General features: G+C 68.3%; 20 protein-coding genes, 2 tRNA genes and 1 riboswitch. Of the genes, 13 read left to right on the forward strand and 9 right to left on the reverse strand.

Going from position 1 to position 23,136, the window contains the following annotated elements; all coding sequences use genetic code 11:
- Nucleotides 1-31 precede the first annotated feature (31 nt).
- A complete protein-coding gene (locus tag IG65_RS0100110) occupies nt 32-847 on the forward strand; it encodes an Fpg/Nei family DNA glycosylase (protein ID WP_030512706.1) in 816 nt (271 codons plus the stop codon).
- On the opposite strand, the gene IG65_RS0100115 is transcribed toward IG65_RS0100110, so the two are convergent.
- From IG65_RS0100115 to IG65_RS0100130, 4 genes are read right to left on the reverse strand one after another with little or no spacing between them, the layout of a single operon-like run.
- The gene (locus tag IG65_RS0100115) at nt 835-2,133 is read right to left on the reverse strand and encodes a glycosyltransferase family 87 protein (RefSeq protein ID WP_081879173.1); all 1,299 of its coding nucleotides are present in this window, start codon (nt 2,131-2,133) and stop codon (nt 835-837) included. The two genes, IG65_RS0100110 and IG65_RS0100115, sit on opposite strands and share 13 nt — an antisense overlap.
- Nucleotides 2,130-3,458 (reverse strand): phosphatase PAP2 family protein, encoded by a 1,329-nt coding sequence (locus IG65_RS0100120; protein ID WP_255359436.1) that lies wholly within the window; start codon nt 3,456-3,458, stop codon nt 2,130-2,132. Before IG65_RS0100120 ends, IG65_RS0100115 begins: the two co-directional genes overlap by 4 nt.
- Before the next feature lie 53 nt (nt 3,459-3,511).
- Entirely contained in the window at nt 3,512-4,363 is an 852-nt protein-coding gene (locus IG65_RS0100125; RefSeq protein WP_030512709.1) for a GA module-containing protein, read from the reverse strand.
- A 42-nt stretch (nt 4,364-4,405) separates the two neighbouring features.
- Nucleotides 4,406-5,410, reverse strand: a complete 1,005-nt coding sequence (locus tag IG65_RS0100130) for a GGDEF domain-containing protein (protein WP_030512710.1) — start codon at nt 5,408-5,410, stop codon at nt 4,406-4,408.
- Between the two features lie 777 nt (nt 5,411-6,187).
- On the opposite strand from IG65_RS0100130, the gene IG65_RS0100135 reads away from it, so the two are divergent.
- From IG65_RS0100135 to IG65_RS0100145, 3 genes are all read left to right on the forward strand, one after another.
- Nucleotides 6,188-6,258 (forward strand) — tRNA-Gly (locus IG65_RS0100135).
- A gap of 79 nt (nt 6,259-6,337) precedes the next feature.
- Nucleotides 6,338-6,414 (forward strand) — tRNA-Pro (locus IG65_RS0100140).
- 42 nt (nt 6,415-6,456) lie between these two features.
- Nucleotides 6,457-6,524: riboswitch (guanidine-III (ykkC-III) riboswitch) on the forward strand.
- Nucleotides 6,525-6,541: 17 nt separating this feature from the next.
- Entirely contained in the window at nt 6,542-6,856 is a 315-nt protein-coding gene (locus IG65_RS0100145; protein WP_030512711.1) for a multidrug efflux SMR transporter, read from the forward strand.
- A gap of 99 nt (nt 6,857-6,955) precedes the next feature.
- Here IG65_RS0100145 and IG65_RS34200 read toward each other — a convergent pair whose 3' ends face one another.
- Complete coding sequence (locus tag IG65_RS34200) at nt 6,956-8,665, reverse strand: DEAD/DEAH box helicase (protein ID WP_081879174.1); 1,710 nt, start codon at nt 8,663-8,665, stop codon at nt 6,956-6,958.
- A gap of 348 nt (nt 8,666-9,013) precedes the next feature.
- Here IG65_RS34200 and IG65_RS0100155 point away from each other — a divergent pair, with 348 nt between their 5' ends.
- Together IG65_RS0100155 and IG65_RS0100160 are read left to right on the forward strand one after the other, a co-directional pair.
- Entirely contained in the window at nt 9,014-11,098 is a 2,085-nt protein-coding gene (locus IG65_RS0100155) for a glycosyltransferase family 39 protein (protein ID WP_030512713.1), read from the forward strand.
- Between the two features lie 62 nt (nt 11,099-11,160).
- Complete coding sequence (locus tag IG65_RS0100160) at nt 11,161-11,646, forward strand: NUDIX domain-containing protein (RefSeq protein WP_030512714.1); 486 nt, start codon at nt 11,161-11,163, stop codon at nt 11,644-11,646.
- Nucleotides 11,647-11,649: 3 nt separating this feature from the next.
- Here IG65_RS0100160 and IG65_RS35625 read toward each other — a convergent pair whose 3' ends face one another.
- Both IG65_RS35625 and IG65_RS0100180 read right to left on the reverse strand, forming a co-directional pair.
- Nucleotides 11,650-12,240 carry a hypothetical protein gene (locus tag IG65_RS35625; RefSeq protein WP_051755052.1) on the reverse strand — a complete coding sequence of 197 codons (591 nt, stop codon included), beginning with the start codon at nt 12,238-12,240 and terminating at the stop codon, nt 11,650-11,652.
- 99 nt (nt 12,241-12,339) lie between these two features.
- Entirely contained in the window at nt 12,340-14,736 is a 2,397-nt protein-coding gene (locus IG65_RS0100180) for a phosphoketolase (protein ID WP_081879209.1), read from the reverse strand.
- A gap of 209 nt (nt 14,737-14,945) precedes the next feature.
- On the opposite strand from IG65_RS0100180, the gene IG65_RS0100185 reads away from it, so the two are divergent.
- From IG65_RS0100185 to clpX, 5 genes are all read left to right on the forward strand, one after another.
- Nucleotides 14,946-15,524, forward strand: coding sequence for an FKBP-type peptidyl-prolyl cis-trans isomerase (locus IG65_RS0100185; protein ID WP_030512717.1), 579 nt, complete (start codon nt 14,946-14,948; stop codon nt 15,522-15,524).
- Nucleotides 15,525-15,710: 186 nt separating this feature from the next.
- Nucleotides 15,711-17,090, forward strand: a complete 1,380-nt coding sequence (gene tig / locus IG65_RS0100190; protein ID WP_030512718.1) for a trigger factor — start codon at nt 15,711-15,713, stop codon at nt 17,088-17,090.
- A 263-nt stretch (nt 17,091-17,353) separates the two neighbouring features.
- Nucleotides 17,354-17,941 (forward strand): ATP-dependent Clp protease proteolytic subunit, encoded by a 588-nt coding sequence (locus tag IG65_RS0100195; protein ID WP_030512719.1) that lies wholly within the window; start codon nt 17,354-17,356, stop codon nt 17,939-17,941.
- 40 nt (nt 17,942-17,981) lie between these two features.
- On the forward strand, nt 17,982-18,650 hold the full coding sequence (locus IG65_RS0100200) for an ATP-dependent Clp protease proteolytic subunit (protein ID WP_030512720.1): 669 nt from the start codon (nt 17,982-17,984) through the stop codon (nt 18,648-18,650).
- A 371-nt stretch (nt 18,651-19,021) separates the two neighbouring features.
- Nucleotides 19,022-20,302 carry an ATP-dependent Clp protease ATP-binding subunit ClpX gene (clpX, locus tag IG65_RS0100205; RefSeq protein WP_030512721.1) on the forward strand — a complete coding sequence of 427 codons (1,281 nt, stop codon included), beginning with the start codon at nt 19,022-19,024 and terminating at the stop codon, nt 20,300-20,302.
- Between the two features lie 91 nt (nt 20,303-20,393).
- On the opposite strand, the gene IG65_RS0100210 is transcribed toward clpX, so the two are convergent.
- Nucleotides 20,394-20,969, reverse strand: coding sequence for a carboxymuconolactone decarboxylase family protein (locus IG65_RS0100210; RefSeq protein ID WP_030512722.1), 576 nt, complete (start codon nt 20,967-20,969; stop codon nt 20,394-20,396).
- A 162-nt stretch (nt 20,970-21,131) separates the two neighbouring features.
- Here IG65_RS0100210 and IG65_RS0100215 point away from each other — a divergent pair, with 162 nt between their 5' ends.
- Nucleotides 21,132-21,731 (forward strand): TIGR03086 family metal-binding protein, encoded by a 600-nt coding sequence (locus IG65_RS0100215; protein WP_030512723.1) that lies wholly within the window; start codon nt 21,132-21,134, stop codon nt 21,729-21,731.
- 109 nt (nt 21,732-21,840) lie between these two features.
- The gene (locus IG65_RS0100220; protein WP_030512724.1) at nt 21,841-22,299 is read left to right on the forward strand and encodes a MarR family winged helix-turn-helix transcriptional regulator; all 459 of its coding nucleotides are present in this window, start codon (nt 21,841-21,843) and stop codon (nt 22,297-22,299) included.
- A 204-nt stretch (nt 22,300-22,503) separates the two neighbouring features.
- Here the strand turns inward: IG65_RS0100220 and IG65_RS0100225 are convergent, their stop codons facing one another.
- Nucleotides 22,504-23,037 (reverse strand): hypothetical protein, encoded by a 534-nt coding sequence (locus IG65_RS0100225; RefSeq protein WP_051755054.1) that lies wholly within the window; start codon nt 23,035-23,037, stop codon nt 22,504-22,506.
- Between the last annotated feature and the right edge of the window lie 99 nt (nt 23,038-23,136).

Raw genomic sequence — 23,136 nt, forward strand, 5'->3', positions numbered from 1 at the left:
GCGCCGGTGGGAGTGGAACGGAATTCGGTCGATGCCTGAGGGGCATACGCTGCATCGCCTGGCGAAGCTGCATCAGCAGCGCTTCGCGGGCGGTGTCGTGCGGGTATCCAGTCCGCAGGGGCGCTTCGCCGACGGTGCCGCCCTGGTCGACGGAGCCACGCTGACCAAGGCCGAGGCGTGGGGTAAACACCTTCTGCACCATTACGATTCGGGCCTGGTGGTCCATGTGCACCTCGGTCTCTACGGCACCTTCACCGAAGCGCCCGCGCCCCTGAGCGACCCGGTCGGCCAGGTGCGGATGCGGATGATCGGCGCCGGGAAGTCGGCGACCACGCTGTACGGGACCGATCTGCGCGGGCCGACCGCGTGCGAGGTCCTGCACGGACCGGAAGTCGACGTCCTCACCGCCCGGCTCGGGCCGGATCCGCTGCGGCGCGATGCCGATCCCGATCGGGCGGCGCAGCGGATCCGCCGCTCGAACCGGTCGATCGCGGCGCTGCTGATGGATCAGTCGGTGGTGGCGGGCGTGGGCAATGTCTACCGCGCGGAAGTGCTCTTCCGGCACGGCATGTCACCGCAACGCCCCGGCCGCGCGATCACGGCCGGGGAGTGGGAGGCGCTGTGGGCGGACCTGGTCGCGCTGATGAAGGTCGGCGTGCGCCGGGGCGCCATTGTGGTGGTGCGCCCCGAACACGACCGCGGCGCGCCGTCCTATGCGGTCGGCAAACCCCGCACCTACGTCTATCGGCGTGCCGGCGAGCCCTGCCGGATCTGTGGAACCACCGTCGCCCATGCCGTGCTCGAGGGGCGAAACCTGTTCTGGTGCCCCACCTGTCAGCCGGACTGAGCAGCCGGTATCGCCGGGGCGCGGCGCCGGAGCAGACGCGTGAGCGCGAGTCCGAGCAGCGCGACGGCGACGAGAACGTAGGTATTGCCCAGCAGGTGCTGCCACCAATTCCAGTCGAGCTCCCGGTCGCCGCCGCCCGGCACCAGCACCTGTCCGATCAGGAACGGAGCGGTGACGGCGGCGATCGCGCCGGCCACCGCCGCCGCGGATCTGCTCGCGGACCACAGGGCGGCGGTCACCAGTGCGGGCGCCACCCAGACCCAGTGATGGGTCCACGAGACCGGCGAAACCAGTAGCAGCACTGCGGCATTCAGCAGCAGGGCCGCGACCGAGAATTTCGTGATCGCGGGGGCATTCCCGGATGCGAGCGGGCCGGTGTCGGCGGTGCGCTCGGCGCGCAGGAGCAGGTGCATCGCGACCGCGCCGGCGGCGACGACGGCGAGTCCGAGTCCGAGCCAAACCGCCACGGCCGCGGATTCAGGCAGGCCGAGTCGATAGATCATGCCCTTGAGGGACTGGTTACCGGCGTAGTAGGGCGCGCCGATGCGCCCGGTCTCGACGATCGCGTGCAGCCAGTACTGCGTGGACGTCCGCGGGAACAGCACGAATCCGGCGAGCACCACCCCCGCGGCGGTCGCCACCGCCGTTCCCGCCGCCTTCCAGTCCCGGCGGATCAGCAGATACAGCACGAAGGCCGCCGGAGTCAGTTTCGTGACGGCCGCGATGCCGATCAGCACGCCTCGGGGCCAGCGGGGTTTCACGGTCAGGCAGTCCAGCGCCACCGCGGCCATCAGGATGATGTTGATCTGCCCGAACCACAGCGTCGTGTGCACCGGTTCGAGCGCCGCCATCGCGATGACGACGGGGGTGGTCAGGGTTGCTTTCGACCGGGGGCTGAGATCGGGCCGGATCCGGGAGAGCACGAGCCAGACGGTCACCGACAGACAGGCCAGCGAACTGGCCGTCACCGCGATCTCCGCCAGCCAGAGCGGCATCACGGCCAGCGGCGCCATCAGTACCGCCGCCGACGGGGGATAGGTGAACGGCAGGTCGGTGTGGCCGGCCACCGGGAGCGGCGGACCGTACAGTGCGCCGCGGTGCAACCAGGCCAGGGTGTCGACCCGATAGACCTGCAGATCGAGGAAACCGTGCAGCGCCGAGATGAACAGGGCGGCCGACACCGAGAGCAGAATTCCGATCACGATCGGAATGCGGGGGAAATATCTCGTGTCGTTCGAATGCTGGTGGCGGAGCAGCTGGCGCCGCTCCGTCCGCACCGTGATCATGAAGCTGAGACCGACCTTTCGATGTTCGCCGTTCGGCGCTCGGGCGCGGCGAACCACGTCGTGTAGAAGAGGGAGATCACGGCGGCCAGCGCGGCCAGGACGGCGAGTCCGGACGGCAGCGGGTGGGCGGCCATGGTCTCCGCGAGGAAACGATAGGACAGCAGCAGCCCCGCGAAAACCCCGGCGCCGAGCGTCACCATCCGGATCCGGTGGCCGTCCCAGCCGCGTTCGGGTTCCCGCAGTGCGGATTCCACGGTCAGGCACAGGACCGCACCCGCCACGAGATCGCAGCCGTAGTGGTAGCCGAAGCCGAGCGTCGCCAGCAGCGTGCACACCAGCCACACCGCCCCGCCCCAGCGCAGCCACCGCGGCCCGGAGCGGGAATGAACGAACAGCGCTGTGGCCCAAGCGGTGTGCATCGACGGCATGCAGTTGCGAGCGGTGCCGGAATCGAAAAGCATCGGCGCCGGGGTGCCGGATATCACCGGCACCGCATGCGGCCAGTCGCCGATCTGCAGGCCGTGGCCCAGCGGACCGTAGGCGAAGACCGGGCCGACCACGGGAAACAGTACGTAGACGAGCGGCCCGACGATGCCCAGTGCCAGGAATGTGAGCAGCAGGTTGTGCCGCGGCCACGGCCTCGTCGTCACATGGCGCAGCTGCCAGACCGCGACCACCACGGCCGCCGCCGGCAATTGGATGTACACCGCGTGCAACACATTCGACGGAATCGGGCCCGCGGCGTCGAGCATGCTGCCCACCACCCACGCCGGATCTCCCAGTGCCCGATCGGCATATTGCACGTACTGATCCAGTACGCGGGGACCGGCGGAAATGCTCACCAGCAGCCAGGTGTCGGCGAGCTTCGAGGCCATGATCAGCAACACGCCGAAGGCGATGGCGCGCAGGGCGATCCGCCGTGGCCGGCCGTGCCACCGGGCGACGGTCAGCGCCAGCGCGGTCAAGACGAGCGTGGATCCGGTTCCGATCGAAAGGTGCCAGCCGCACAGCGCCTGCACGCCGAGTACCAGCAGGTCCAGCACCGCCGCCGAGGCGAGGCTGACGACCCGGATGCGCGCGGGCACACCGACACAGGCCAGGCCCAGCCCCGCCCAGGAGACGAACGCCGACTGCGGATCGGCCGCGTAATCGGCGAGGAGACTACGAAAGGGCCCGAGGGCGCCGTGGTCGGATGCCCACACCTGGGCGATGGTGAGCAGGGCCACAGCGGCGGCGAATGCGGCAGCGGCCCATAGTCGGGGCTTTTTCCCACCCCCGGATAACGACGACGAGGGAACTACCCTCGCCTCGTGGTCGATCAACACTGAAGATCGATAACACAACGTAAACGGAGGCGCAACTTCCGGTTACCGGAAAGCTAAAAACCTCCGTCGAATCCGCCGAAGTCGCCCCCGTCGAAGCCGCCACCGTCGTAGCCGCCGGCGTCGTACCCGCCGCCCTGGTCGTAGCCGCCGCCGTCGTATCCGGCGGTGTCGTATCCGCCCTGGTCACCGCCGTCGAAGCCTTGCCCGGGATCCTGACCGGCGTCCTGCCCCGCGTCGAATCCGGCGTCATACCCTGCGCCGTAACCGTTTTCGAAGCCGGCCGCGCCGTAACCGACGCCGTGCATACCGCCGAACAGCGCGTCGAACAGCAGCACCGAGCCCACGCCCCAGGCGCCGGCCACCAGTGCGGTCTTCCACCACGGCTCGGAGTACCAGCCGGTCGGCACCGGACGACCGGCGACCCGGCCGCCCGGGTAGTAGTTCGGAGTTTGCGGGGAGGGTGTGGGCGACGCCTCGATGCGGCGGCCGTCGAAGTCGACGGTGCGGTCCTCGGTGACCCGTCCGGCGGACCGCTGGCCGTCCAGTTCGGGGACCGGTGGGCCGGGGTCGAGATTCATCGCGGTCCGCGCCGCGCGCACGTAGTACAGGCCCTCGATCGCGGTTTCCTTGGCCAGCCGCGCCTGGGTGACGGTGGTGGCCTGATCGATCTGCGAGCCGGCGGCGTTGAGCCGTTCACCCGCATCCGCGAGCGCCTGCTTGGAGGCCTGATCGGTGCCCGTGAGGTTGTAGACCTGGCCGCCGAGGCGTTCGATCAACCGGCGGGCGTCGGCCTTCGCGTCGGCGAGTTGGTTGTTCTCCCGGCTGCGTTGGTTCGAACGCCCCGCGACTGCCATCGCGACGAACGCGATCAGCACGACGACCAGAAGAATCAGCAGGAGCCACACATCGACCAGAGTACGCGTCGACGGTTTGCGCGAGGCTTGCTCTCAGCCTGCGACGGCCGCGTCGTAGTGGAGTCGGGCGGCGCCGTAACCGCCCGGCTCGCCGTCGGAATCGCCGAGTTCGGAGAGTGCGAACTGCCGCTTGCCGGCCGTCTTGGCCGAGTACATCGCCCGGTCCGCGCTGCGCAGCAGATCGGAGAAGTCGCACGGACGTCCAGGCGGGGAGAACGCTGTGCCGACGCTCGCCGAGACCGGCACCGGCCCGGCATCGGTCGGCACCGGATCGTGCAGGGCGGTCAGCACGCGCATCGCCACCTCGGCGAGCGTATTGCGGCGGGCGGGCAGGGCGATGACGAATTCGTCGCCGCCGTAGCGGCATACGACCGTTTCGTCCGGGCAGGCCGCCCGCAGCCGCCGCGAGATCTCCACCAGCACCTCGTCGCCGACGGAATGGCCGTAGCCGTCGTTGATCTGCTTGAAGTCGTCCAGATCGATCAGCAGCAGGCCGACACCGCGGGTGTGGTCGGTGGCCATCAGCCGCACCCGCTCCTGCAGCAGGGAGCGGTTGGCGAGGTCGGTGAGCGCGTCGTGCGTCGCCTCGTGCCGCAGCCGGTCCTGCAGCGCGGCGATCTCCTGCACTCGCACCGAAACCGCCGCCGTCAGATTCCGCTCCTGCTGGGCCAGGGCGCGCTGCTGCAGGGCCTCGGCATAGCTGTCGATGGCATGGCTGGCCACGAACGGCCACCGGGTCGCGACCAGGGAGCCGGAATCACCCGGCGCGAAGCCCAGCAGCGCTCTGGTGGCTGGGGCGAGCATGCGGGTGCGGTCGAGGGGCGCCTCGGCCAGCCGTCGCCCGATCGCGCGGGCGGCGGATACCGGAAACGGTTCGGACTGTGCAAGATTCAACAATTCGTCGACGATGGCCGCGAACACCTGCTCGAGGTGTTCCGGACCGACTGTCAGCCCGCTGCCGGGATAGACGGCACGAACCCAGTCCCGTGTCGTCGCCGCGACGATGGCGGCGGTCTGCGTGTCGAGTTCGGCAGGCATCGCCGATCACCTCGCGCAGACGTCGTCGACGCCGGCGCTCCGGCCGGTCACGCCCTCCGGAACGCGCTCACTGCTTCGCGGTCGAGTACACCTTCGGCGCACGCTCACCGCCCCCTTTCCAGATACCCCCGTCCGGCAAAAAGGATCCTAGCAAGCCACTCGGCACCGAAAAACGCTGTTTTACAACCTGTTCCGATACGTCGCGAATGGCGATCGGCAGTGTGATCGACGCCGGGCCTGCGGCGTTACACCTGGCCCCAGCGTGTCGCGCCCGGTGTGTTGGCGCCGACGTTCATCCGCGGGTGGGCGGGTCTTCGCGAATCGTTCTTATCGCAGGCCAGAGGGCTCGACGTCGCCCCGGCGCGAGCGGCGGCGGCGAGTCGCTGGTGACGAGTATCACAAGGAGCTCGCGAGGTTCGGCCGTGGAGTGAACGTTCGATGTTCCGCCTGCGCGAGGGGTCGCTGCGGCACCGCGTTGTGCCCAGGTGTGGGAACATGCGGCGGCGGATGGGTGCGCCCGACCGCCGGTGGTGACCTTGCCTTCGGCCATGACGGCGGTCGTGCCGTGAACCGCGCGGAAGGCGCCACCTCGACCGATCGACGCGGTTGCTGTGCAGTCGCTGTGGGCCGGCTGCGGAGGGAGCCTAGAGCGCCGATGCGCAGTCCGGCGGACGCGCCGTGCGAAAACCGGGTGTGCGATTGGCATTCCGGAAGTGAAGTTCGGTACAGTCCTACACGCAGACGACATCGTGGCGATCCCATTGGTGTCGTATGCCTGCGGGTGTAGTTCAATGGTAGAACCTCAGCCTTCCAAGCTGATGGTGCGGGTTCGATTCCCGTCACCCGCTCCGATGAGGGGATTGTCGGCAATCCCCGGCCACCGGATCCCGTCCATCGGGAGGCGCCAGCGGAGCCGCTGGACGGAAACGGGATGTAGCGCAGCTTGGTAGCGCATCCGCTTTGGGAGCGGAGGGTCGCAGGTTCAAATCCTGTCATCCCGACCACGGACGACCGGGAATTTTCGCCCGGTCGTGGCCGCTGGAACTGTAAGGCCGCGTTCTGCGGCCGACCGGACGATCGCAACCGTACCCGGGTCCCGACAAGACGGTATTTCCGAAGGGAATGCCGGCTATGGCGTGGATCGTATTGGTGCTGTCCGGAGTCTTCGAGGCCGTCTGGGCCACCGCGCTGGGGAAATCACACGGCTTCACCCGCATCGTGCCGTCGGTCGTCTTCGCGGCTGCGCTGGTGGCCTCGATGTCGGGTCTCGCCTATGCGATGCGCACCCTGCCCGTGGGCACCTCCTACGCGGTGTGGGTAGGCATCGGGGCCGCGCTCACCGTGCTGTACGCGATGGTCACCGGGGCCGAACAGGCGTCGCTGGTGAAGATCGCTCTGCTGCTGTCGATCGTTGCGAGCGTGGTGGGATTGAAACTGGCCGGATAGCCGGTCGAGGATCACCGAACACGCCGGCGGCCCGGCCGCGAACGTTCACCCGGATGGGTGAGCGCTCGCCTGCCGGGACCGCCGGTCGGTGGAAGTTCCTTATCGATTGCCGCGCGCCGGCCGCGGTGATCCGGCCGAACGAGCATGCGCCTGAACATGTTTCGTTCCGCCGGTCGAGCGGGCAGACGAGCCGCGCTCGGTCCGGCCGGTGGCCGCCGCCGTGCGTTCACGCGCGGGTTTGCCACCTGTGCGGGCGGGCACGTCGGCGGTGCCCCGGTGTCCGCGACCCGTGCGCGCGCCCGCGCGTCCGTTGTCCGATGCGGCCGGGCGCTCGCCGGCGGTGGTGCGTCGGTTTCGCGCCGCCGTGGTTCGGCCGCCGGCCGCGGTATCCGTGGTGGCCGTCGTCATTCGGTCGCCGTCGTGCCCGGATCGGTGGCGTCCGGCTACCGTGCGGCCCGCGGATACGGTCGCGGCGCTGTGGTTCGCGGATTCGCGGCGTTCGCTCCGCGCCGCCGGGCCGCGGCTCCGCCTCGGCTTGCGAGCCGGGCTGTCGGCGCCCGAGGCGGGACGGCGTGAATTCTGTTCGGCGCGTCCGGGTTTCGAGGCGGTGGGAGCCACCGGCGCGGCGACCGTGCCGACCAGTGCGGTGACCTGGGTGGAATCCGGACGCACCTGTTGCGGGCGGACGTCGAGTCCGGCCTTGCGCAGCAGGACCGCGACGTCCTTGCGCTGTTCCGGCAGCATGATCGTCACCACGTCGCCGGTGCTGCCGGCGCGGGCGGTGCGCCCGGAGCGGTGCAGGTAGGCCTTGTGTTCGGCGGGCGGATCGACGTGCACGACGAGTTCGACGTCGTCGACGTGGACGCCGCGGGCGGCGATATCGGTCGCGACCAGCACGCGTGTGGTGCCTTCGGCGAAGGCCGCGAGATTGCGGTCGCGTGCGACCTGCGACAGATTGCCGTGCAGATCGGCGGCCGGAATTCCGGCGGTGGTGAGCTGCTTGGCCAGCCGTCGCGCGTGATGTTTGGTGCGCATGAACAGAATTCGCCGCCCGGTTCCGGAGGCGAGGGTGTGGACCAGTTCGCGCTTGGCCTCGCTGTCGCCGATCTCGAAGACGTGGTGGGTCATCGCGGGCACCGGGGAGTGGGCCTCGTCGACCGTGTGCGACAACGGGTTTCGCAGGAAGCGCTGCACCAGCTTGTTCACCCCGTTGTCCAGGGTGGCGGAGAACAGCATCCGCTGACCGTCGGCCGGGGTCGCGGCGAGGATTCGGGTGACACCGGGCAGGAAGCCGAGATCGGCCATGTGGTCGGCCTCGTCCAACACGGTGATCCGCACCTCGTCCAGGGCGACCAGGCGCTGTTTGATCAGATCCTCCAGGCGGCCCGGGCAGGCGACGACGATATCCGCGCCCGAACGCAATTCGCGGACCTGCCGGGCCTGCGGCACGCCACCGAACACCGTCACCACCCGCAAGTCGCACGCATCGGTCAGCGGTTCGAGAGTCGCCGCGATCTGAGTGGCGAGCTCGCGGGTGGGCGCCAGCACCAGACCCGCGGGGCGGCCCGGGAGGCGTCGGTGACCGAGACGGTGCAGCCGGTCGACCATGGGAATCGAGAAGGCGAGGGTCTTACCGCTGCCGGTACGCCCGCGAGCGAGCACATCGCGGCCGGCCAGCGTGTCCGGAAGCGTCGCGGCCTGAATCGGCAACGGTGCGCTGAAACCCTGCGCGGCCAGCGCGCGCAACAGGGGCGCGCCGACGCCGAGAGTGTCGAAGGTGGCGGCAGGCGTCGATGAACGAGTCGTCATGAGTAGTCGTGGTGCCTTTCGAGCAGCAGAGGTGAACCGCAGCGGCGCTGGGTTGGCAGCGGAGCTGCGGTTGCAGCGACGCTGAGCTTCGTGGCCCGCACGAAGGCTGACCGCTGGGTGGCCGACGCGAAGAGTAGACATCCACGACGGAGGGAGTACGAGTAGCGATACTCCCCGCTAAGCCTATCCCGTCGGGGTCGTTTCTCCCCCATCACGCGAGGGTGACGGTTCTCTCCTCGACAATCGGTGTGGATGACCGGGCGGCGGGGGACATCACTGGGCGGGTTCACAGGTTTCTCCCAGCGGCGTCCCAGCGCAGCGGGGGCACGGCCGACCATCATGGCAGCCATGACCGAAACTGCTATCGCGCCCGGCCGCCCCGCGGACGGGGTGGCGACGCCCGGCCGGGGCGGCACCCGGAGCCTGCCGTGGGAGTACCTGGGACTCGCCGCGCTGCTGGGCGGCACCGCGATCGCCTATTTGTGGAATCTGAGCGCGAACGGCTGGGCCAATTCCTTCTATGCCGCCGCGGTGCAGTCCGGGGCGAAATCGTGGAAGGCGTTCTTCTTCGGTTCCTCGGACTGGGGCAATTCGATCACCGTCGACAAGACGCCGGCGTCGCTGTGGCCGATGGAGATCTCGGCCCGACTCTTCGGGATGAACAGCTGGAGCATGCTGATCCCGCAGGTGGTGATCGCGGTCGCCGCGGTTGCCCTGCTCTGGTCGACGCTACGCCGGACCTTCGGCCCCGGCGCCGGGTTGCTCGGCGGGCTCGCGCTGGCGGTGACGCCGGTGTCCACGCTGATGTTCCGCTACAACAACCCGGACGCGCTGCTGGTTCTGCTGATGATCGCCGCCGTATGGGCGATGACGCGTGCGCTGGAGGACGGCCGGTGGCGCTGGCTGCTGCTGTGCGGCGGCTTCGTCGGGCTCGGCTTCCTGGCCAAGCAGTTGCAGGTGCTGCTGGTCGTGCCGGCGCTGGCGTTGACCTATCTGTTCGCCGGGCCGCCCCGGCTGGGTAAGCGCCTGCTGCAGCTGTCGGCCGCCGGAGCCGCGGTGGTGGTCGGCGCCGGCTGGTGGGTGCTGGTCGCGCAGTTGTGGCCGGCCGATTCACGGCCGTATTTCGGTGGTTCGAAACACAATTCGATCATCGAGTTGACCCTCGGCTACAACGGACTGCAGCGGCTCGGGGTGGATTCCGGCGGTGGGTTCGGCGGTCCGCCCGGACCCGGCGGCCGCGGCCACGGACCGTCGTTCGGTTCGGAGGCCGGGATCACGCGACTGTTCAGCGAGACGGTCGGCGGTCAGATCGCCTGGTTGATTCCGGCGGCGCTGATCCTGTGCGTCGCGGCTGTCGTGCTGTGCGGCAAGGCGTCCCGCACCGATACCCGGCGCGCCGCACTGCTGCTGTGGGGCGGCTGGGCGCTGGTCACCGCCCTGGTGTTCAGCTTCATGAAGGGAATCTTCCACCAGTACTACACCGTCGCCCTGGCACCCGGTATCGCCGGCGCGGCCGCGATCGGGACGGTGGTGCTTTGGCGGCAGCGCGAACGGCTCGGCGTCCGCGTCGTGCTGGCCGCGGCCACCGCGCTGACCACGGTCACCGCGGTGATCGTGCTCGATCGCACTCCGGATTTCGTGCCGTGGTTGCGGTGGATCGTCGGCGTCGCGGGCGCGGTCGCGACCGTCGCGCTGGTGATACCGCAGCCGCGCCGGACGGCGGCCTGGACGGCCGTTCTCGCGGTGCTCGTCGCGATCGCCGCACCGGTGGTCTATTCGATCCAGACCATCGCCTCGGCCCACAACGGCGGCATCGTCCTCGCCGGACCGAAGACCAGCGGTGGATTCGGATTCGGTTTCGGACCGGGCGGGCCGACGGGCGCGTGCGGTCCCGCCGGGCCGCCCGGATGTGCCCCGGCGGGGCCCAGCGGCGGGCCGGCGGACGACGGCTCGGATTCGGCCGACGCCAACCGATCTCCCGCACAACCGGGCCGGATGTCGCGGCCGGGCGACCCGGCGGCCTCCGGACCCGGCGCCACGGATCGGGGTGCCGCCGACCGTCCGGCCGGTCCCGGCATGGGGCAGCGGACGAATCAGCAGCTGATCGATCTGCTGAAGAACAACGGCGCCGGCTACACGTGGGCGGCCGCGGCCATCAGCTCGATGGGTGCCGCGGACCTGCAGCTCGATTCGGGCTACGCGGTCATGCCGATCGGCGGCTTCAGCGGCGGCGATCCGTCCCCGACCCTCGATCGGTTCCGTGCCGATGTCGCACAGGGACGGATCCACTACTTCATCGGTTCCGAGCGCCGCGGCCCCGGATCGGGTGCGACGTCGGAGGCGAGCCGGATCGCCCAGTGGGTGGAGAGTACCTACGCGGCCACCGATGTCGGCGGCACCAAGGTGTACGACCTGACGGCGCCGACCCGGTAATCAGGGCGGCGGTGGCGACCCTGTGCCGCCACCGCCCCGGTCCGGTACGGCAGACTGCGACCATGGCCACGGCGTCGAAATACAGTGCGGGCGTTCTGCTGTTCCGGCAGGCCCCGCGGTTGCAGGTCCTGCTCGGACATATGGGTGGTCCGTACTGGGCGCGCAAGGATGCCGGCGCCTGGTCGGTGCCGAAGGGGGAGTACGAACCGGAGTCCGAGGATGCCCGGACCGCCGCGGCGCGGGAGTTCACGGAGGAACTGGGCCTGCCCGTGCCCGAGGGCGAGTGGATCGCGCTGGGGGAGTCGCAGTACGGCAGCGGTCGCTCCCACAAGCAGGTCACCGTGTGGGCCGTGGCCGGCGACCTGGATCCGGAGCAGGTGGTCCCCGGCACCTTCGAGATGCAGTGGCCGCCGAGATCCGGTCGGATGCAGACGTTCCCGGAGATCGATCGGGTCGAGTGGCTCGAACCGGAACTCGCCCGCGAGAAGATCGTCGCCGGTCAGCGGCCGTTTCTGGACCGGCTCACCGAGGTACTCGCCGCCGGCTGAGGTTCAGCGGTAGGTGTCCGCGAACCGCTCGCCGCCGGCTTCGATGAGCCGTACGCCCTGGAGCTCGTGGACGGTCAGCCGATGCGCGGGGCGTCCCGTGTCCCAGGCCGGGATGAGATTGCGGCGGCGGGCGGCGTAAGCGGTCATGAGATCGCGTGCCAGCCTGGCCGGCGATACGCGGTCGACCGCGGCCCGCCGCAGAATCACCACCAGCAGATGTTGCGGAATCTCCTCGGCGTCGCCGAGCGGCCGGAAAGTTCTCGCCCGCACCGGAACCGACAGTGGCGCCGCCGTTTCCGTCTCCACGAATTCGGTGATCGCCGCCGATAATTCGGCGGCGGGCACCGGCGTCGGCACCAGTCGCGGTAACACCGCGGTGGTCGCGGACAAAACCCGGGGCGCGGCACTCGAGCCGGGCATCGGATATACCGTCCGCAACTGTTCGTGGCGTGCGATCAGATCGGCGAAGGCGTCGCGCAATCCGACGGCATAGAGATAACCCGTGAAATGCAAGGTGAACGATGCCGTGCCCGCGGGCGTCGGATCGACAGGCGGCACGGCGGGGACCACCGCGGGGGTAGAGCGCAGTTCCATGCGGTATTTCCGTTCCTCGTTCGCACCCCCGTCCCGGCGGGCACATGCGGAGCCTAACTCCGAACGGCCGCCCGCGCTGTTCGACGGGTACGACGAGGGTTATCGGCCGTACGGCCAGCGCCAGTCGGCCACCTCCGGAATATCGGCGCCGTGCTCGCGCGTCCAGATGCGCGCGGCCAACCGGGCGTCGGCCATTTCCTGGCGCAGGCCGGCCGCCTGGGTGCCCAGCCCCGGAACCCGGTCGATCACGTCCATCACCAGGTGATAGCGGTCGAGGTCGTTGAGCATCACCATGTCGAACGGAGTCGTGGTGGTGCCCTTCTCCTTGTATCCGCGCACGTGCAACTCGGAGTGGTTGGTGCGCCGATAGGTGAGCCGGTGGATCAGCCAGGGGTAGCCGTGGAAGGCGAAGATGATCGGCCGATCCCGGGTGAACAGGGTGTCGAATTCGCGATCGGGCAGGCCGTGCGGATGTTCGTCCGCCGGCAGCAGCCGCATCAGATCGACCACGTTCACCACGCGAATGCGCAACTGCGGCAGCCGTTCTCGCAGCATGGCGGCGGCCGCCAGCGTCTCCAGAGTCGGTACGTCACCGGCGCAGGCCAGCACCACGTCGGGTGTCGTGCCCGACTCGTCGTTGTGGCCGGCCCATTCCCAGATGCCGGCGCCGCGGGCACAATGCAGCCTCGCCTCTTCGATCGACAGCCAATCCGCCTGCGGCTGTTTGCCGGCCACCACCACGTTCACGTAATGGCGGGAGCGCAGGCAATGGTCGTAGGTCGACAGCAGCGTATTGGCGTCCGGCGGCAGATAGACGCGCACGATCGACGGCTGCTTGTTCATCACCACATCGAGGAAACCGGGGTCCTGATGGGTGAATCCGTTGTGATCCTGCCGCCACACATGAGAGGTCAGCAGATAATTGAGGCTCGGAATGGGCCGGCGCCACGGCACCGCGCCACTGGCGTCCAGCCATTTCGCGTGCTGGTTGAACATCGCGTCGACGATGTGGATGAACGCCTCGTAACAGGTGAAGACGCCGTGCCGTCCGGTGAGCAGATATCCCTCCAGCAGGCCCTGGCACATATGTTCCGAGAGCACCTCGATCACGCGGCCGCGGCGGTCCAATTTCACGTCGAATTCGCCGATCTCGGCCTGCCAATTGCGGCCGGTGACGGTGAGCACGTCCTGCAGCCGGTTACTGGCCAATTCGTCGGGTGCGAAGATCAGGAAATTGTCGCGATTGGCGTCGGTGATGTCGCGCAGCCAGGTGCCCAGCACCTGGGTGGCCTCGTGCGAGGTGGCGCCCGGCGCGGAAACCTCGACGCCGTAGCGGCGCCAGTCGGGTAGTCGCAGATCCTGCATCGTGGCGCCGCCGTTGGCCACCGGATTGGCGCTCATCCGCCGCGGCCCCGGGGGAACCTGGCGCAGCAACTGTGGATACGGCCGGCCGTCCTCGTCGAAGAGTTCCGCGGGGCGATACGACTGCAGCCATTGCCCGAGCACCCGGCGGTGATCGTCGTCTGTACGCGCGGCCGGGAGCGGGACCTGATGGGCGCGGAAGGTGCCCTCGACGCGGTTGCCGTCGACCACCGGCGGGCACGTCCAGCCCTTCGGCGTGCGCAGCACGATCATCGGCCAGCGGGGACGCGTGCCGTCGGCGCTCTCGCGCGCGGCGCGCTGGAATTCGGCTATGCGGTCCAGGCTGCGATCCAGCGCCTCGGCCATCGCCTGGTGGACGGTCGCCGGGTCGTGCCCGGCGACGATGATCGGGTCGTAGCCGTAACCGTGCAGCAGCGAGAGCAGTTCGGCTTCCGGAATGCGGGCCAGCAGGGTCGGATTCGCGATCTTGTATTCGTTGAGCGCCAGAATCGGCAGTACCGCGCCGTCGCGCGCCGGATTGAGGAATTTGTTCGCGTGCCAGCTGGTCGCCAGCGGCCCGGTTTCGGCCTCGCCGTCGCCGACCACGCAGAACACGGTCAGGTCGGGGTGATCGAGCGCGGCGCCGTAGGCGTGCAACAGGGAGTAGCCGAGTTCGCCGCCCTCGTGGAAGGAGCCCGGCGTCTCCGGCGCGCAGTGGCTGGGTACGCCGCCGGGATAGGAGAACTGCGCGAACAGCGCGCCCATTCCTGTCGCGTCGCGCGAAATATTGCTGTACAGCTCGGAATACGTGCCTTCCAGCCAGGCACACGCGTTGGGTCCGGGGCCGCCGTGGCCGGGTCCGGCGACGAAGACCGCGTCCAGATCGCGGGCCCGGATCGCCCGATTGGCATGTGCCCACACCAGATTCAGTCCCGGCACGGTTCCGAAGTGCCCCAGCAGCCGCGGTTTGATGTGCTCGGCCGTCAGCGGGGTGCGCAGCAGGGGATTGTCCGTCAGATAGATCTGGCCCACCGCGAGATAGTTCGCCGCGCGCCACCACGCGTCCAGATCGGCGAGTTCGTCCGGTGACAGCGGGCCGGGAACCTCGGCCAGCCGATACGGTTCGGGCGCGATCGTGGCGCCACCACTGCCGCCGATATTGTCGGCCGCCGTATCGGCTCCGGTCGGATCGGTGGCCGGGACCCGTCCTTCCGAACTCGCCAAGTCGGTCACGATCGTGCTCCTCACACTGGGGTGTTCGGTAACCGCATCGGATGGAGACTCGAGGCCAGGCTACCGGGCCCACCGCTAGAGCGCCGTGCGCACCGATTAGGGTGCCGCGCATGCAGACTTTGGCCAGGATCATCGGCTCGGCCGCCGTCGCGGTGGCCGCGGTCGCCCTCACCGCCTGCGGGGGCAACGACAACAACTCGGCGAGCCCGTCGACCACCGCGCCCGGCACCCAGGCCCCGGCCGCGACCTCGGCCGCCGCGGCTCCGACGGCGAGCCACGGCCGCGAATGCACCGCCGACGACATCGGCGTCACCGGCGGCTTCGGCCAGGCGCCGACCATCACCATTCCCGACAACTGCGATCCGCCGAAGCAGCTGGTCACCAAGGATCTCGTCGAGGGCACCGGCCCGGCGGCGGCGAGCGGCCAGCCGGTGGAGATGAACTACTCGCTGGTCACCTGGTCGGACAAGAAGAAGCTGGACAGTTCCTTCGATCGCGGCCAGACCTTCCCGCTCACCCTCGGCACCGGCGAGGTCATCCCGGGCTGGGACCAGGGTCTGATCGGCATCAAACAGGGCGGCCGCCGCCTGCTGATCATCCCGCCGGACCTCGGCTACGGCCAGGGCGGGCAGGGCGTCAAGCCCAACGAGACCCTGGTGTTCGTCACCGATGCCGTGAAGGTCGGCTGAGTCCCGCACGCCGGACGTGGGATAGCCGATTGTCGGGTGCGGGCCGGTGTCGACTACCCTGATCGGGATGCGATTTCGGGGGGAAACGACGCCGTCGTCACACGGCACCCGAACATCGTCGCCGGCGGATCACACCTCCGTCCGGCGGCCACACAGACCAGTGAACAACGAACAAGGAGCATGTCCGTGAAGAGCACCGTCGAGCAGCTGAGCCCAACCCGGGTCCGCATCAATGTCGAGGTGCCCTTCGAGGAGCTGAAGCCGGACTTCGACAAGGCGTACCGGGCGCTGGCGCAGCAGGTTCGCATTCCCGGCTTCCGCCCGGGCAAGGCCCCGGCCAAGCTGCTCGAGGCCCGCCTCGGTCGCGGCGCCATCCTGGAGCAGGTCGTCAACGACGCGCTGCCGGCGCGCTACAGCGAGGCCGTCACCGCCTCCGAGGTGAAGGTGCTCGGCCAGCCGGAAATCGAGATCACCAAGATCGAGGACGGCGACGAACTGGCCTTCACCGCCGAGGTCGACGTCCGTCCCGAGATCGCGCTGCCCGACTTCGAGAGCATCGAGGTCACCGTCGATCCGCTGAGCATCGGCGACGAGGGCATCGAGCAGCAGCTGCTGTCGCTGCGCCAGCGCTTCGGCACCCTGAAGAGCGTCGAGCGCGCCGTGCAGGAGGGTGATTTCGTCTCCATCGACCTGTCGGCCACCGTGGACGGCGAAGAGGTCTCCGAGGCGACCACCTCCGGGCTGTCGCACGAGGTCGGCTCCGGCCAGCTGATCGAGGGCCTCGACGACACCCTCGTCGGTCTGAAGGCGGAGGAGTCCAAGGACTTCACCTCCACCCTGGTGGCCGGCGAGCACGCCGGTAAGGAAGCCGTCATCACCGTGAAGGTGAACTCGGTCAAGGAGCGCGAGCTGCCCGAGGCCGACGACGAATTCGCCCAGATGGCAAGCGAATTCGACACCATCGACGAGCTGAAGGAAGACCTGCGCAAGCGGGTCGAGCAGAGCAAGAAGGTGCAGCAGGCCGGCGAGATCCGGGACAAGGTGCTCGAGGCGCTGCTGGGCAAGACCGAGGTGCCGCTGCCCGAGGCCGCGGTGCAGGCCGAGGTCGACGCCGTGCTGCACGACGCGGTGCACGGCTTCGACCACGACGAGGCGAAGTTCGCCGAGGCGCTCGAGGCCCAGGGCAGCACCCGTGAGGAGTTCGACAAGGACTCCAAGGAGGCCGCCGAGAAGTCGGTGAAGACCCAGCTGCTGCTGGACGCGATCGCCGAAGCCGAGAACACCGAGGTCGGCCAGCAGGAGCTGACCGAGCGGATCCTGTTCCAGTCGCAGCGCTACGGCATCGCGCCGGAACAGTTCATCCAGCAGATCCAGCAGGCCGGCCAGCTCGGCGCGATCTTCGCCGACGTGCGCCGCGGTAAGGCGCTGGCCGGCGTGGTGATCAAGGCCAAGGTCACCGACACCGAGGGCAACACGGTGGACACCACCGAGATGTTCGGTGAGCCCGCGGATTCGGTGTCGGATTCCGAGGGCGCCGCGGGGCCCGCCGAGAACGCCGCCGAGTAGCCATCGGCGACATATAAGTCAGCTGTAAGCGAAGCAGGGCGGTACCGGGAGTTCGGTGCCGCCTTGTTTCGTTAGTGTTGTGTCAACCGAATCAGGCCGCGGTCGAGCGTCGGGCACGGAGGCGGTAGCTTGCGTAACCACGAAGGGCCCCGGGAGAACGCATATTGGACAGAGGCTGTGCCGGCAGGCATCGTGCCGGCGAGAGAGGGCAGGTATCCGTGACAATCAATCAGGCTGTGGCACCTTTGAAGTCGGGGCCGGTCATGACATCCGCGACTGCTGGGCTCAACCTCAGTGATTCGGTGTACGAGCGTTTGCTCCGCGACCGCATCATCTTCCTGGGCACCCAGGTCGACGACGACATCGCCAACAAGCTGTGCGCGCAGATCCTGCTGCTCACGGCCGAGGACCCGAACCGCGACATCTCGCTCTACATCAACTCGCCCGGTGGGTCGGTCACCGCGGGTATGGCCATCTACGACACCATGCAGTTCGCCGAGTGCGATATCGCGACCATCTCGTTCGGCCTGGCTGCCTCGATGGGCCAGTTCCTGCTCACCGCGGGCACCAAGGGCAAGCGCTACGCGCTGCCGCACACCCGGATCATGATGCACCAGCCCTCCGCCGGCATCGGCGGCAGCGCGGCCGACATCTCGATCTACGCCGAACAGCTCGCCCACACCAAGCGGGAGCTGAACGAGCTGCAGGCGCTGCACACCGGCCAGTCCGTGGAGCAGGTCACCGCCGACGCCGACCGCGACCGCTGGTTCACCGCGGCCCAGGCCCTGGAGTACGGCTTCATCGACCACGTGATCACCAGTGCCCGCCAGGCGAACGGCGCCGGTAACTGAGCGCGAAACCGCTCATCCCCCATCGACTTTGGAGACGAAGATGACCCTGATCGATCCGCGTGCCGGCCTGTCCGGTAACGCACCGGCGAGCCCGCAGGCCCGCTACATTCTGCCGTCGTTCATCGAGCACTCGAGCTTCGGCGTCAAGGAGTCCAACCCCTACAACAAGCTGTTCGAGGAGCGCATCATCTTCCTCGGCGTGCAGGTGGACGACGCCTCGGCCAACGACGTCATGGCGCAGCTGCTGGTGCTGGAGTCGCTGGATCCCGACCGCGACATCACCATGTACATCAACTCGCCCGGTGGTTCGTTCACCTCGCTGATGGCCATCTACGACACCATGCAGTACGTGCGTGCCGATGTCGCGACGGTCTGCCTGGGCCAGGCGGCCTCGGCGGCGGCGGTGCTGCTGGCGGCCGGTACTCCGGGTAAGCGGGCTTGCCTGCCCAACGCGCGCGTGCTGATCCACCAGCCGTCGCTGGAGGGTGGCATCCAGGGCCAGGTCTCCGATCTGGAGATCCAGGCCGCCGAGATCGAGCGCATGCGCCGGTTGATGGAGACCACGCTGGCCCGCCACACCGGCAAGGACGCCGACACCATCCGCAAGGACACCGATCGCGACAAGATCCTGACCGCCGACGAGGCCAAGGACTACGGGATCATCGACACGGTGTTCGACTACCGCAAGCTGAGCGCCCAGAAGAAGTGATTCCGCCGCGGAGCTCGCGTGCGGGCTCCGCGGACGCTGGTCCGGGCGGCGGAGCGAGGTCGGCACCGCCCGGATCGGCAGCCGGGATGGGTCGTGGTGAGCGTGTCGGGTGAGCTTTCCGACACTCTCTCCGCGAGAAACATCCTCGAGTTGTCGACCTCCGTCGCGTCGACCGGGTACGGTCGGTCTAGGGACCTTGGCTCATGGGGTGTCGGCACAAACGACCGACCCGGACGACATACGCCGAAGTGCGAGAATCCGATCGACGCGCGACACTGATCGGATGCACGGCGGGTAGCGTTGTTCGAAGGCGGCTTGTCGGCATCCGGGACAGACGGTTGCACGCGGACAAGGAAGTAGGGACCCACGAGATGGCGCGCATCGGTGATGGCGGCGATCTGCTGAAATGCTCGTTCTGCGGAAAGAGTCAGAAGCAGGTCAAGAAGCTCATTGCGGGACCAGGGGTGTACATCTGCGACGAGTGCATCGACCTCTGCAACGAGATCATCGAAGAGGAGCTGGCGGAGTCGAGTGAGGTCAAACTCGACGAGCTGCCCAAGCCGGCCGAGATCCGGGAATTCCTCGAGCAGTACGTGATCGGCCAGGATTCGGCCAAGCGCACGCTGGCGGTGGCCGTCTACAACCACTACAAGCGCATCCAGGCCGGTGACAAGGGCCGCGACAGCCGCGGCGAGCCGGTCGAGCTGATGAAGTCGAACATCCTCATGCTCGGCCCCACCGGCTGCGGTAAGACCTACCTCGCCCAGACGCTGGCCAAGATGCTCAACGTCCCCTTCGCCATCGCGGACGCCACCGCGCTGACCGAGGCCGGCTATGTCGGCGAGGACGTCGAGAACATTCTGCTCAAGCTGATCCAGGCCGCCGATTACGACGTCAAGCGGGCCGAGACCGGCATCATCTACATCGACGAGGTCGACAAGATCGCCCGCAAGAGCGAGAACCCGTCGATCACCCGCGACGTCTCCGGTGAGGGCGTACAGCAGGCGCTGCTGAAGATCCTCGAAGGTACCCAGGCGAGCGTGCCGCCGCAGGGTGGGCGCAAGCATCCGCATCAGGAGTTCATCCAGATCGACACGACGAACGTCTTGTTCATCGTGGCCGGTGCGTTCGCCGGTCTGGAGAAGATCGTGCAGGACCGAGTCGGCAAGCGCGGCATCGGTTTCGGCGCCGAGGTCCGGTCCAAGGCCGAGATCGACACCGCCGACCACTTCGCCGAGGTCATGCCGGAGGATCTGATCAAGTTCGGCCTGATCCCCGAATTCATCGGCCGCCTGCCGATGGTCGCCTCGGTGACAAACCTGGACAAGGAGTCGCTGGTCCGCATCCTGTCCGAGCCGAAGAACGCACTGGTGAAGCAGTATGTGCGCCTGTTCGAGATGGACGGTGTGGATCTGGAGTTCACCAAGGACGCGCTGGAGGCCGTGGCCGATCAAGCCATCCTGCGCGGCACCGGCGCTCGCGGTCTGCGCGCCATCATGGAAGAAGTGCTGCTGCCGGTGATGTACGACATCCCCAGCCGCGACGATGTGGCCAAGGTGGTCATCAACGCCGATACGGTCAACGACAACGTGCTGCCGACCATCGTGCCGCGCAAGCGCCAGGCGGCCGAGCGCCGCGAGAAGTCGGCCTGATCGCCGGAGCATTTCCGAAAGCTGCGAAAGGGGCGGGAGGTCTGAACCTTCCGCCCCTTTTTCGTGCCCGCGATCCGGAATCGCTTCTCGCTCAGTCCTGTGCCCAGGGCACTCGACAGGAATCGGTGCTGAAGCCCTGCGCGGTGATGCCGAGCGCCGAATACGTTCGGGCGCGGGAATTCTCCAGCGCGATCTGATAACTCAACTCCACCACGCCGGCGTCGCCGAAGCGGGCCCGCAGGTCCTCGATCTGCTCATCGGTGACCGTGGTGGGAGTGGCGGTCATGGCGTCGGCGTAGGCGATCGCGGCGCGCTCGTCCGCGCTGTAGGCCGCCGAGGTCTGGTAGTCCGCGATCTGCTTGAGCTTGTCGATATCGAGGTGGCTCAGCCGCATGAGCATCGTGCCGAAATCGACGCACCAGGAACAGCCGATCGTCCAGGCCACCCGGTAGACCGCGATCTCGAGAACATCGTCGGGAACGACGGAGGTGGCGCGGCCGACCAGAGACTCGTGGGCCGCGTACGCCGTGAGCATTTTCGGATGATTGGCGAGCACGGCCATCGGCTCGGGCACCTCGCCGAACCTGCGCTTGCTGACGCGGTACATAAACCGGGTCAGTGGGCCCGCCTGCTGCGGCGGCACCGGGGGGATGCGGGTGGCACTCATGATTCTCCCTTCGGAAGACGGTTCACCCCTTGGACGAGACGCCGTCCCGCGATGTGACGGGGCAGAAATGTGATGCCGGTCTCATCCATCCTGAGCGTAGTCGCGGTGAGCCAGGAAGTCATAAGCGTAGACATATGATCAGCATCAGCATACGATAAGTCCATGACTAGTATTTCCGAACTCGATCGCAAGGTGGTCGACTACAGCGTGACGATCGTGTCGAAGGTGGCCCGTGCCGATCTGCACCGGCCCACACCCTGTGGCGAATGGGATCTGACCCAACTGCTCACCCATATGGCCGCGCAGCACCGCGGCTTCGCGGCCGCCGCGCGTGGCCGCGGTGGCGATCCGGCCGTCTGGCAGCTGGATTCGCCGGCGGATCCGGTGGCGGTGTATCGCGAGGCGGCGGCCGATGTGACGGCGGCCTTCTCCGAAACCGGTGTGCTGGAAAGGGATTTCGCACTTCCGGAATTCGGCCCCGGGTTCACCGCTGCGGGTGGTCAGGCCATCGGCTTCCATCTCATCGACTACGTCGTGCACGGGTGGGATGTGGCCCGGGCGATCGATCTTCCCTACGAGCTGGATCCGGAACTGGCGGAGCCCGCCCTGCGGATCGCCGAGGCGGTGCCCGACGGAGACTTTCGCTTGCAGCCGGGTTCGGCGTTCGCGCCCGCGGTGCCGAATACCGACCCCTCCGATCCGCTCGCTCGGATCCTCGGCCTGCTGGGCCGATCGCCGTCGTGGCCGGTAGGGGCAAAATAGGCGTTCGCCCAATGGAATTGCGCATCCCGGCGCCCGAGCTCCCGGCGGCGCCGGCGAAGTCGGCCGGACCGCGGCGGAAGCGGACCGGCGAGCACGTATCTTGTTCGGCATGGCGGATGCGCAGCGACCCGATCTGGCGGCGATGATCGTGCCGCTCGGACGTGCCCTGATGGCGGCCGAGCGGCCGGTACTCGAATCGCATGGGCTGACGATGTGGGCGTATTCGGTGCTGCTGGCGCTGGGCCGGGGGCCGGCGCGAGGGCAGGGCGTGCTCGCGGAGGAGATCGGCGCCGACAAGACCCGCATCATCGCCGTCCTCGACGATCTGCAGGAACGCGGGCTGATCGAGCGCTATCCGGATCCGGCCGACCGGCGGGCCCGCCTGCTGGCCGTGACCGAGGCGGGGCAGGCCCTGGTGCAGGCGGCACAGGCCGCTATCCAGGCCAAGGAAGAAGCGCTGCTCGACCGCCTGGATGCGGCGGACCGGGCTGGATTCCTCAACGCCCTGATGGCGCTTGCGGTGGTCCCCCGCGCCGACATCGTCGATGCCGGCGCGGATTCGCAGTAGAAGTATCGAGTTGTGGCGGTAGCGCGTGGAGCTGGTCGGAGGCGGTGACGACCGGTTGCCCCGTCGCGCCCGTTGCCGAAGATCGCCGTTGACCTTCCGTGGTTCGCCGTTGAACCTTTTCTCCGATGCTTGCTCATCGCCGGCGGGAGCGAGCTCGTTACTGCTGTTCGGAGGGCCTTTCCCGGCGGCGGCTGGGCGGTAGCTTCACCTGCTACGACGGCGCGGGAACCGGATATTCATCGGCGCCGGATCGCGCAGTTGCGCGCGCTCCCGGGGTGCCGCCACGACGACGGCGGCGGCGAGTGCCGGCAGCAGCACGGCGGCGATCAGACTGAGGGCGAAATTGCCGTCGCTCATCTGTTCCGGCTTGTGCGCGGCGTGGTAGATGAGGTGGGGAATTCCGAAGACCAGCCAGCCGATCCCGGCGACCCGGGCCACCACACTGTCGCGGTAGTACAGCGCCGCCAGGCTGACCGCGCCGAAGCCGAGGAAGAATGCCCCGACATCGGTGGCCAGGTGGTGGTTGTAGGGGCCGTCCATGCCCACCCAGTTCAGCCCGAAGCCGGGGAAACTGCGAAACCACGGTTCCGGCAGCAGTAGCGCCCAGAGTCCGACCACGACGCCGTTGATCGCCAACAGCCACAACGAGATTCTGGTGATCAACCAGCGTCGGCGGTTGACGTCCAGGCGCATGCGCACCCGGACCCCCTCACCCGTGCCGTGTACCGAAATCCGCATCGCGCGCCCTCCCGTCCGTCGGTTGTCGCCTTACGGTAAGCCGGGCAAAACGGATGAACAAGAGGTGGAACGCCTACCGCGACAGCGATGCGGTCGCGG

This window comes from Nocardia sp. NRRL WC-3656 (assembly GCF_000720265.1).
Classification (GTDB): domain Bacteria; phylum Actinomycetota; class Actinomycetes; order Mycobacteriales; family Mycobacteriaceae; genus Nocardia; species Nocardia nova.

Coding starts and splice junctions, on each gene's coding strand:
- IG65_RS0100155 (WP_030512713.1), top strand. CDS start 9,014: ATGACCGAAACTGCTATCGCGCCCGGCCGCCCCGCGGACGGGGTGGCG.
- IG65_RS0100130 (WP_030512710.1), bottom strand. CDS start 5,410: ATGCCTGCCGAACTCGACACGCAGACCGCCGCCATCGTCGCGGCGACG.
- IG65_RS0100215 (WP_030512723.1), top strand. CDS start 21,132: ATGACTAGTATTTCCGAACTCGATCGCAAGGTGGTCGACTACAGCGTG.
- IG65_RS0100195 (WP_030512719.1), top strand. CDS start 17,354: ATGACATCCGCGACTGCTGGGCTCAACCTCAGTGATTCGGTGTACGAG.
- IG65_RS0100200 (WP_030512720.1), top strand. CDS start 17,982: ATGACCCTGATCGATCCGCGTGCCGGCCTGTCCGGTAACGCACCGGCG.
- IG65_RS0100145 (WP_030512711.1), top strand. CDS start 6,542: ATGGCGTGGATCGTATTGGTGCTGTCCGGAGTCTTCGAGGCCGTCTGG.
- IG65_RS0100225 (WP_051755054.1), bottom strand. CDS start 23,037: ATGCGGATTTCGGTACACGGCACGGGTGAGGGGGTCCGGGTGCGCATG.
- IG65_RS0100160 (WP_030512714.1), top strand. CDS start 11,161: ATGGCCACGGCGTCGAAATACAGTGCGGGCGTTCTGCTGTTCCGGCAG.
- IG65_RS0100220 (WP_030512724.1), top strand. CDS start 21,841: ATGGCGGATGCGCAGCGACCCGATCTGGCGGCGATGATCGTGCCGCTC.
- IG65_RS0100185 (WP_030512717.1), top strand. CDS start 14,946: ATGCAGACTTTGGCCAGGATCATCGGCTCGGCCGCCGTCGCGGTGGCC.
- clpX (WP_030512721.1), top strand. CDS start 19,022: ATGGCGCGCATCGGTGATGGCGGCGATCTGCTGAAATGCTCGTTCTGC.
- IG65_RS35625 (WP_051755052.1), bottom strand. CDS start 12,240: ATGGAACTGCGCTCTACCCCCGCGGTGGTCCCCGCCGTGCCGCCTGTC.
- IG65_RS0100210 (WP_030512722.1), bottom strand. CDS start 20,969: ATGAGTGCCACCCGCATCCCCCCGGTGCCGCCGCAGCAGGCGGGCCCA.
- IG65_RS0100110 (WP_030512706.1), top strand. CDS start 32: ATGCCTGAGGGGCATACGCTGCATCGCCTGGCGAAGCTGCATCAGCAG.
- IG65_RS0100115 (WP_081879173.1), bottom strand. CDS start 2,133: ATGATCACGGTGCGGACGGAGCGGCGCCAGCTGCTCCGCCACCAGCAT.
- IG65_RS34200 (WP_081879174.1), bottom strand. CDS start 8,665: ATGACGACTCGTTCATCGACGCCTGCCGCCACCTTCGACACTCTCGGC.